At 63.9% G+C, this 2,080-nt stretch carries 3 protein-coding genes; 2 read left to right on the forward strand and 1 reads right to left on the reverse strand.

Annotated elements, in window-relative coordinates; genetic code table 11:
• Window positions 1-751, forward strand: a 751-nt coding sequence (locus tag EOA29_RS34230) for an alanine racemase (protein WP_127222248.1), incomplete at its 5' end; no start/stop codon positions are given.
• 6 nt (window positions 752-757) lie between these two features.
• Here EOA29_RS34230 and EOA29_RS34235 read toward each other — a convergent pair.
• Entirely contained in the window at window positions 758-940 is a 183-nt protein-coding gene (locus tag EOA29_RS34235; RefSeq protein WP_126094440.1) for a transcriptional regulator, read from the reverse strand.
• Between the two features lie 138 nt (window positions 941-1,078).
• Between EOA29_RS34235 and EOA29_RS34240 the strand changes: the two genes are divergently transcribed.
• Window positions 1,079-2,014, forward strand: a complete 936-nt coding sequence (locus EOA29_RS34240; RefSeq protein WP_127222249.1) for a bifunctional helix-turn-helix transcriptional regulator/GNAT family N-acetyltransferase — start codon at window positions 1,079-1,081, stop codon at window positions 2,012-2,014.
• Window positions 2,015-2,080: the final 66 nt, after the last annotated feature.

Here is a 2,080-nt window from a genome sequence, read left to right on the forward strand (position 1 = left end):
GTATGGCGCTTTAGCCGCCGCGCTCGATGCCGAATTGCGTTTCGCCTTCGAGGTCGATGTCGGGCTGCACCGCGGCGGCTTTTCCAGTCCCGCCGAGATCAAGGCGCTGACGATCCCGAAGGGCCTGCGCTGCGAAGGCATCATGGCCTATGAGGCGCATGCGCCGGAAATCCCCGGCTTGTTCGGCGGCGCGGCCAAGGCGCTGAAGCAGGCATCGGCGAAAGCCGCCGAATTCGTCGCCGTCCTCGGACCGGACCAGCGCCGCATCCTCAACATCGGCGGATCCAGGACGGCGCTGTTGCATGGCTCAGGCGTGGCCAACGAAGTCTCGATCGGCTCGGCCTTCGTGCTGCCCAAGGATTTCGACACGCCCGGCCTAGACGGCTTCCAGCCGGCCGCCTTCATTGCGACGTCGATCCTGAAGGCGCTCGATCCGGTGCTGCCCGGCCCGGCAGCGGTTTCCCGCACGCTGCAGGCGCTCGGCCTCTTCCCGCGCAAGGGCTGCTATCTCTACGGCGGCAAGTGGATGGCCGAGCCGGTGTTCCCCAAAGGCATGAAACCGAATGGCCTGGTCGGGCTATCGTCCAACCAACAGTTCATGGGCCTGCCGGCCGGGGCGAATGTGAAGCCCGGAGACTACGCCTTCCTGCGGCCGACGCAGAGTGAGGCGGTGCTGCAGCATTTCGGGGCGATTGCAGTGTTTTCCGATGGCCGAATCGTGGAGTTCTGGCCGACACTTCCGATGGGGTGAGGGTGCTTATCTCGCCGCCGTCTCAATCGGATAATGCTTGGCTTCATAAGCCTCCGTAAGGGATGCCAGCACGTCGAAGCGGTCGGCTTCCGGGCTGCCGATGGCCGGTTCATTCTCGAAATAGTGGGTGATCTCAGCAATCGCCCAGTCGTAGTCGGCTTCGGTCTTAATGGGTCGAATGTTTTCCATCACACTATCTCCGCGTCCACCTCACCGTATCCGGCGTCAATGACGAGTGGAACCTCGCAAGATTGTGAAGCTCCACTGATCGATTTATTGACTAAGTCAACTAAATGGTTGATCCTGAGCAGGGCAGGAGGAACATCCATGACCATCCACGATCACCCGGGCAAGCAACGCATCGACGCCGTGCGCGCCTTCAACCGTTTCTACACTCGCCAGATCGGCCTGCTCGACGAAGGGTTGCTGAAAAGCCCGTTCTCGCTGACCGAGGCGCGGGTGCTTTACGAGCTTGCCCATCGCAACGGGCTCGTCGCCACCGATCTCGTGCGCGACCTCGGCCTCGACCCAGGCTATGTCAGCCGTCTGCTGCAGAAATTAGAGGAGCGCGGCCTGGTCGAGCGCATCGCTTCCGAGGCCGATGCGCGGCGCTCGCCGATCGCGCTCACGCCCGCGGGCAGGGACGCCTTCGCGCCGCTCAACCAGGATTCGCATGACCAGGTGCGGACGCTGCTCGATCGTCTCGCGCCCGCCGACCAGGAGCGGTTGGTCAAGGCGATGCGCACGGTACAGGACCTGCTCGGCGACAAGCCCGAACCCAAGGTGCCTTACATCCTGCGACCGCTGCAGGTCGGCGACATCGGCTTGATCACGCATCGCCAGGGCCTGCTGTACGCGCAGGACTATGGCTGGGACGAAACCTACGAGGCGCTCGTCGCCGAGATCCTCGGCGAGTTCGTCAAGAACTTCGTCCCGCAATGGGAGCGCGGCTGGATCGCCGAACGTGAAGGCGAGGTGGTCGGCTCGGTTTTCGTCATGCGCAAATCGCCCAAGGTGGCGAAGCTCAGGCTGCTCTATGTCGAGCCGTCGGCGCGCGGCCTCGGCATCGGCCGGCGGCTGGTCGACGAATGCGTCGCCTTCGCGCGCGCCAAGGGCTACAAGACGCTGACGCTGTGGACCAACGACATACTGGGCTCGGCCCGCCGCATCTACCAGGCGGCGGGCTTCAAGCTGGTGGAAGAAGAGCGCCACCATTCCTTCGGCAAGGACTTGGTCGGCCAGACCTGGAATCTGGAGCTGTAGGCGCCTTTTCCTTCTCCCCTTGCGGGAGAAGGTGGATCGGCGCGCAGCGCCGAGACGGATGAGGGG

Source organism: Mesorhizobium sp. M1E.F.Ca.ET.063.01.1.1, assembly GCF_003998155.1.
Classification (GTDB): domain Bacteria; phylum Pseudomonadota; class Alphaproteobacteria; order Rhizobiales; family Rhizobiaceae; genus Mesorhizobium.

What these genes read in the sequence shown, in the direction of transcription:
- EOA29_RS34235 (WP_126094440.1), bottom strand. Translation starts at nt 940, where the DNA reads ATGGAAAACATTCGACCCATTAAGACCGAAGCCGACTACGACTGGGCG.
- EOA29_RS34240 (WP_127222249.1), top strand. Translation starts at nt 1,079, where the DNA reads ATGACCATCCACGATCACCCGGGCAAGCAACGCATCGACGCCGTGCGC.